At 72.1% G+C, this 6,877-nt stretch carries 6 protein-coding genes; 4 read left to right on the forward strand and 2 right to left on the reverse strand.

The window, feature by feature from the left end:
- The first annotated feature begins 34 nt into the window (after positions 1-34).
- Complete coding sequence (locus tag AAW13_RS03030) at positions 35-583, forward strand: TetR/AcrR family transcriptional regulator (RefSeq protein WP_046731852.1); 549 nt, start codon at positions 35-37, stop codon at positions 581-583.
- 37 nt (positions 584-620) lie between these two features.
- Here AAW13_RS03030 and AAW13_RS03035 read toward each other — a convergent pair whose 3' ends face one another.
- Both AAW13_RS03035 and AAW13_RS03040 read right to left on the reverse strand, forming a co-directional pair.
- Entirely contained in the window at positions 621-1,565 is a 945-nt protein-coding gene (locus AAW13_RS03035) for a DeoR/GlpR family DNA-binding transcription regulator (protein ID WP_206306138.1), read from the reverse strand.
- 190 nt (positions 1,566-1,755) lie between these two features.
- The gene (locus tag AAW13_RS03040) at positions 1,756-3,204 is read right to left on the reverse strand and encodes an NAD(P)H-quinone dehydrogenase (protein ID WP_046731850.1); all 1,449 of its coding nucleotides are present in this window, start codon (positions 3,202-3,204) and stop codon (positions 1,756-1,758) included.
- A 98-nt stretch (positions 3,205-3,302) separates the two neighbouring features.
- On the opposite strand from AAW13_RS03040, the gene AAW13_RS03045 reads away from it, so the two are divergent.
- From AAW13_RS03045 to AAW13_RS03055, 3 genes are all read left to right on the forward strand, one after another.
- Positions 3,303-3,743, forward strand: coding sequence for a gamma-glutamylcyclotransferase family protein (locus AAW13_RS03045; RefSeq protein WP_046731849.1), 441 nt, complete (start codon positions 3,303-3,305; stop codon positions 3,741-3,743).
- A gap of 136 nt (positions 3,744-3,879) precedes the next feature.
- On the forward strand, positions 3,880-4,704 hold the full coding sequence (locus tag AAW13_RS03050; protein WP_046731848.1) for a purine-nucleoside phosphorylase: 825 nt from the start codon (positions 3,880-3,882) through the stop codon (positions 4,702-4,704).
- A gap of 385 nt (positions 4,705-5,089) precedes the next feature.
- Positions 5,090-6,721, forward strand: a complete 1,632-nt coding sequence (locus AAW13_RS03055; protein WP_046731847.1) for a phospho-sugar mutase — start codon at positions 5,090-5,092, stop codon at positions 6,719-6,721.
- Positions 6,722-6,877 lie beyond the last annotated feature (156 nt).

The raw sequence follows: 6,877 nt of genomic DNA on the forward strand, positions 1-6,877 counted from the left end.
CGTTCGCCGGGCGCCCGACTTTCTGGAACGGCCCATGCGCGCCGACGCCCGCCGCAACCACGACCGGCTGCTCGCCGAGGCCCGTACCGTGTTCGCCGAACACGGCACCGACGCCTCGCTGGAGGACGTGGCCCGCCGGGCGGGCGTGGGCATCGGTACCCTCTACCGGCACTTCCCGAACCGGCACGCCCTGATGAGCGCGGTCTTCGAGGACGCCGTCGACGAACTCCTGGCCCGGGCCCGCGACCTGCGGGCGGCTCCCGACCCGTGCCGGGCCCTGCTGACCTGGCTGCGCGAGGTGGTCACGCACGCGGCGGCCTACCGGGGCCTGTCGAGGGCCCTGATGTCGGCGTCGTCCGCCGGCTCGGCCTCGGCCCTGTCCCGCTGCGGCACCCCGATGAGAGAGGCGGGCACCGCCCTGCTGACCCGTGCCCAGGAGGCGGGGACGGTCCGCACCGATGTGGAGATCGGCGACCTGCTCCAACTCACCCATGCCATCGCCCTGGCGGGTGAGGAGTCACCGGGAGACCCGGATCTGGCGGACCGCTTGCTGACCCTGACGCTGCGGGGACTCAAGCCCTAGCGTCCCGTCCGGGGCGCGGGGCCGTGCCGGCTTACGGCTACCGCCGGCGCATGTCGGCGACCCGGCCCCGCTGTTCGGTACCCGTCGGCTGCTCTCCCCCCAGCATCGAAGCCGACCGCAGCCCCGAGCCGGGCACATTTCGCCGCGGTCCCGGCAGGGCGACGTCCCGGCGCTGCTGGTGCTGTTGCTGACGCGCCGGGACCTGGTCACCCCCCGGGCTCCCGGACGCCCCGGCCACGGCGATCTGCACCCCCTGGTCGGCGAGGGCCTGGAGTTCGGTGGCGGCCCGGTCGTCGTGAGCCGGCGGCTCGTCCGTGACCAGTCGGGTGATGAGATCGGTCGGCACGGTCTGGAACATCGTGTCCGTACCGAGCTTGGTGTGGTCGGCGAGGACCACGACCTCCGCGGCGGCCTGCACCAGCGCCCGGTCGACGGACGCCGACAGCATGTTGGACGTGGACAGCCCCCGTTCGGCCGTCAGGCCGCTCCCGGAGATGAAGGCCCGGGACACGCGCAGCCCTTGGAGGGACTGCTCCGCACCGGAGCCGACGAGCGCGTAGTTGGAGCCTCGCAGGGTTCCGCCGGTCATCACGACCTCGACCCGGTTGGCATGCGCCAACGCCTGTGCCACCAGCAGTGAGTTGGTGACGACGGTGAGGCCGGGCACTCTCGCCAGCCGGCGGGCGAGTTCCTGCGTGGTGGTTCCCGCTCCGACCACGATGGCCTCGCCTTCTTCGACGAGGCCCGCGGCGAGATCGGCGATGGCCGTCTTCTCGGCGGTCGCGAGATGAGACTTCTGCGGAAAGCCGGACTCCCGCGTGAACCCGCCCGGCAATACCGCACCGCCATGTCGGCGGTCGAGGAGTCCTTCTGCCTCCAGTGCGCGCACGTCCCGCCGTACGGTCACTTCGGAGGTCTGGACGACGCGGGCGAGCTCACGGAGCGACACGGCCCCGTTCGCTCGCACCATTTCGAGGATCAATTGGCGACGTTCTGCAGCGAACACGAAACTGACAGTAACCCCAACGACCGTCTGCTTTCAGCAGTTTGCGCCGAATAGCAGAAGTTGTTCGCACAGGAGGGTCGGGAGTGGTATAGAGCCTACCCACCCCGACTATGCCGTACGCATGCTCGACAACTCCCCGTGACCAGCGGGGAGTCGGTTCCGGCCGTCAGGCCTCGCCGCCGGTCTTCCGGGTGTGCAGCTGCCGCGCGACCTCCGCGATCGACCCCGAAAGGGACGGGTACACGGTGAACGCGTTCGCGATCTGTTCGACCGTCAGATTGTTGTCGACGGCGATCGAGATCGGATGGATCAGCTCCGAGGCGCGCGGTGCGACCACCACACCGCCCACCACGATCCCCGTGCCCGGCCGGCAGAACATCTTCACGAAGCCGTCCCGGATGCCCTGCATCTTGGCGCGCGGGTTGCGCAGCAACGGCAGCTTCACGACCCGGGCGTCGATCTTCCCGGCGTCCACGTCGGCCTGCGTGTAGCCGACGGTCGCGATCTCCGGGTCGGTGAAGACGTTCGACGAGACGGTCTTCAGGTTCAGCGGCGCCACCGCGTCGCCGAGGAAGTGGTACATGGCGATCCGCCCCTGCATGGCGGCCACCGACGCGAGGGCGAACACACCGGTCACGTCACCGGCGGCGTACACACCCGGCGCGGTCGTCCTGGACACCTTGTCGGTCCAGATGTGCCCGGAGTCGCGCAGCTTCACGCCCGCCTCCTCCAGTCCCAGCCCCGCGCTGTTCGGAATGGCACCGACGGCCATCAGACAGTGCGAACCGCTGATGACCCGCCCGTCCGCGAGCGTCACCTCGACCCGGTCCCCGACCCGCTTGGCCGCGGCCGCCCGCGACCGGGCCATGACGTTCATGCCGCGCCGCCGGAAGACGTCCTCCAGCACGGCGGCCGCGTCCGGGTCCTCACCGGGCAGCACCCGGTCCCGCGACGACACCAGCGTGACCTTCGACCCCAGCGCCTGGTAGGCACCGGCGAACTCGGCACCCGTCACACCCGACCCGACCACGATGAGCTCCTCGGGCAGCTCGTCGAGGTCGTACACCTGCGTCCAGTTCAGGATGCGCTCGCCGTCGGGCTGCGCGTCGGGCACCTCACGGGGATGCCCACCGGTCGCGATCAGCACCGCGTCGGCGACGAGGGTCTCCTCACTGCCGTCCGCCGCGCTCACGACGACCTTCCGCGACCCGTCCAGGGCCTGCATGCCCTCCAGCCGCCCCCGCCCCCGCATGACCCGCGCACCCGCACGCGTCACCGAAGCCGTGATGTCGTGCGACTGCGCCAGCGCCAGCCGCTTCACCCGCCGGTTGACCTTCCCCAGATCGACCCCCACCACCCGGGCCGCCTGCTCCAGCGGCGGGGTGTCGTCGGCGACGATGATCCCCAGCTCTTCGTACGACGAATCGAAGGTCGTCATGACCTCGGCCGTAGCGATAAGGGTCTTCGACGGCACGCAGTCGGTCAGCACCGACGCTCCGCCCAGACCGTCGCAGTCGACGACGGTCACCTCCGCGCCGAGCTGCGCGGCCACCAGCGCCGCCTCATAGCCGCCGGGTCCGCCACCGATGATCACGATCCGAGTCACGTACTCCATTGTCCCGCACGCTTCAAGGTGCCACTGCCCGGGGGGCCGCCACCCGGCGCCGCCTGGGACAGGAGTGGCACACGGTGCGGCTGCCGTACCCTCTCCCCATGTCGTCGCTCTACGCCGCGTACGCCGGCAATCTCGACGCGAGGCTGATGTCGCGCCGCGCACCGCACTCCCCCCTGCGCGCCACCGGCTGGCTGAACGGATGGCGGCTGACCTTCGGTGGCGAGCAGATGGGCTGGGAGGGCTCGCTGGCGACGATCGTCGAGGACCCGCTCTCCCAGGTCTTCGTCGGTCTCTACGACATCGCCCCGATGGACGAGGAGTCCATGGACCGCTGGGAGGGCGTCGGCCTGGGCATCTACCGCCGTGCCCGGGTGCGCGTGCACACCCTGGAGGGCGAGGAGACCGCGTGGCTCTACGTCCTCGACGGCTACGAGGGCGGCCTCCCCTCGGCCCGCTACCTCGGCGAGATCGCCGACGCCGCGGAGTCCGCGGGCGCCCCCCACGACTACGTGATGGAACTCCGCAAGCGACCCTGCTGAAGCCGCACAGACCGTCCACAGCCACCACAAAGGTCGCCTGCGTCACACGGCTCGTTGGAAACGACAAGACAACGATCGCCATCCCGTGAGCTCCGTCATCTACGCGCGTAGGCCCAGACCGGCTACTCTCATCCGCGTGAACGCATCTCTCCTTCCGGACGACATCCAGGGCGACCCCCACGCCGCCGCCGACGCGGCCGCCGCGCGCCTGCGCGAACTCACGGGCGCCGAGACCCACGACGTCACCCTCGTGATGGGCTCCGGCTGGGCTCCGGCCGTCGACGCCCTGGGCGCTCCCGACGCCGAGTTCCACGTCACCGAGCTGCCCGGCTTCCCGCCGCCGGCCGTGGAGGGTCACGGCGGCAAGATCCGCTCGTACTCCATCGGTGAGAAGCGGGCACTGGTCTTCCTGGGCCGCACGCACTACTACGAGGGCCGCGGGGTGGCCGCCGTCGCGCACGGCATCCGCACGGCCGTCGCCGCCGGCTGCAAGACGATCATCCTCACCAACGGCTGCGGCGGCCTGCGGGAGGGCATGCGCCCCGGTCAGCCGGTCCTCATCAGCGACCACATCAACCTCACGGCGACCTCCCCGATCATCGGCGCGAACTTCGTCGACCTCACCGACCTCTACTCCCCCCGCCTGCGCGCCCTGTGCAAGGAGGTCGACCCCAGCCTCGAAGAGGGCGTCTACGCCCAGTTCCCCGGCCCGCACTACGAGACTCCGGCCGAGATCCGGATGGCCCGCGTGATCGGTGCGGACCTGGTGGGCATGTCGACGGTCCTGGAGGCGATCGCGGCGCGCGAGGCGGGCGCCGAGGTCCTGGGCATCTCCCTGGTCACCAACCTCGCGGCGGGCATGACGGGCGAGCCCCTGAACCACGAGGAGGTGCTCCAGGCGGGCCGCGACTCGGCGGCGCGCATGGGCGAGCTGCTGACGCAGGTGCTCGGCCGCTTGTAAACGCCGCCGCAGAGGGTGCCGCCGAAGGCCGTGGAGCGTCCGCGCCCCCGTCGTGGCCGATCGCGCAGTTCCCCGCGCCCCTGCCGGGGCGCTGCACTCACCCCCTGCCGAAACGGAGCACCCGCCCCCTGACGGAGCGGGGGTCCGCCCCCGAATGGGTGCTGTCGCCCACGGCGGGAAGGGGACGGGGTGGGGAGTTTCCGCCCGCAGCGGCCGGCGTTTCGCAAGCCGCGCGGCTCGAGAGACGGCACCGCCGGTCCGAGGACGGAGACTCCCCTCCCCGGCCCCGACTCAGCACCGCCCCTGGGCGCCGCGCGCACCCCCACCGAAGCCGCGGCGGCGCCGCAGGCATCCACGCGAACCACCCGAGACCAGGAGACCGACCGTGCACGACGACCTCACCGCCCGGGCCAGGACCTGGCTCGCCGAGGACCCCGACCCGGACACCCGCGACGAGCTGGCCAAGCTGATCGACGCCGGTGCCACCGAGGAACTCGAAGCCCGCTTCAGCGGCACCCTCCAGTTCGGCACCGCCGGCCTCCGCGGTGAGCTCGGCGCCGGCCCGATGCGCATGAACCGCGCCGTCGTCATCCGCGCCGCCGCGGGCCTCGCCGCGTACCTGAGGAAACAGGGCCAGGGCACCGGCACCGTCGTGATCGGCTACGACGCCCGCCACAAGTCCGCCGACTTCGCCCGCGACACCGCCGCCGTCATGACCGGCGCCGGCCTGCGGGCCGTCGTACTCCCCCGCCCCCTCCCCACCCCCGTCCTCGCGTTCGCCATACGGCACCTCGGCGCGGTCGCCGGCGTGGAGGTCACCGCCAGCCACAACCCGCCCCGCGACAACGGCTACAAGGTGTACCTCGGCGACGGCTCCCAGATCGTCCCGCCCGCAGACGCCGAGATCGCCACCGAGATCCAGGCGATCACGAGCCTCCACGACGTCCCCCGCCCCGACACCGGCTGGGAAACCCTCGACGACACCGTCCTGGAGGCCTACCTGGCCCGTACGGACGCCGTCCTGTCCCCCACCTCCCCCCGCACCGCCCGCACGGTCTACACGGCCATGCACGGCGTCGGCAAGGACACCCTCCTCGCCGCGTTCGCCCGCGCCGGCTTCCCCGCCCCCGTCCTCGTCGCCGAACAGGCCGACCCGGACCCGGACTTCCCGACCGTCGCGTTCCCCAACCCGGAGGAACCCGGCGCGATGGACCTGGCCTTCGCGCAGGCCCGCGCCACCGACCCCGACCTGATCATCGCCAACGACCCCGACGCCGACCGCTGCGCCGCCGCCGTCAAGGACGACGGCGAGTGGCGCATGCTCCGCGGCGACGAGGTCGGCTCGCTCCTCGCCGCCCACCTGGTCCGCCGCGGCGCCACCGGCGTGTTCGCCGAGTCGATCGTCTCCTCCAGCCTCCTCGGCCGCATCGCCGAGAAGGCGGGCCTGCCCTACGAGGAGACCCTCACCGGCTTCAAGTGGATCGCCCGCGTCGACGGCCTGCGCTACGGCTACGAGGAGGCCCTCGGCTACTGCGTCGACCCCGACGGCGTACGCGACAAGGACGGCATCACCGCGGCCCTCCTGATCACCGAACTGGCCTCGGTCCTCAAGGAAGAAGGCCGCACGCTCCTCGACCTCCTCGACGACCTCGCCGTCGAACACGGCCTGCACGCCACCGACCAGCTCTCGGTCCGCGTCCAGGATCTCTCCGTCATCGCGGACGCGATGCGCCGCCTGCGCGAGCAGCCCCCGACCGGACTCGCGGGCCTGCCGGTCACCAGGGCCGAGGACCTCACCCAGGGCACGGACACGCTCCCGCCCACCGACGGCCTCCGCTACACCCTGACCGGCGCGCGGGTCGTCGTCCGCCCGAGCGGCACCGAGCCCAAGCTGAAGTGCTACCTGGAGGTGGTCGTCCCCGTGGCGGACCACCACGAGCTGCCCGCCGCCCGCGCGAAGGCGGCCGACCTGCTCGCGGCGATCAAACGGGACCTCTCCACGGCGGCCGGCATCTGAGCCACGACGGGCGCCCCACCCGGCGCCCCCCGCTTTCCCACGACCCGGCGCCCCCCACACAGCACGACACGGCGCCCCCCACCACACAGCACGACACGGCGCCCCACCCACCACACAGCACAGCACTCCTGCACACGACACAGCGCGCCCCCTCCC

Source organism: Streptomyces humi, from assembly GCF_001005085.2.
Lineage (GTDB): Bacteria > Actinomycetota > Actinomycetes > Streptomycetales > Streptomycetaceae > Streptomyces > Streptomyces humi.

Excerpts from the sequence above, each read along its gene's own strand:
- AAW13_RS03030 (WP_046731852.1), top strand. The coding sequence starts at position 35 with ATGCGCGCCGACGCCCGCCGCAACCACGACCGGCTGCTCGCCGAGGCC.
- AAW13_RS03040 (WP_046731850.1), bottom strand. The coding sequence starts at position 3,204 with ATGGAGTACGTGACTCGGATCGTGATCATCGGTGGCGGACCCGGCGGC.
- AAW13_RS03045 (WP_046731849.1), top strand. The coding sequence starts at position 3,303 with ATGTCGTCGCTCTACGCCGCGTACGCCGGCAATCTCGACGCGAGGCTG.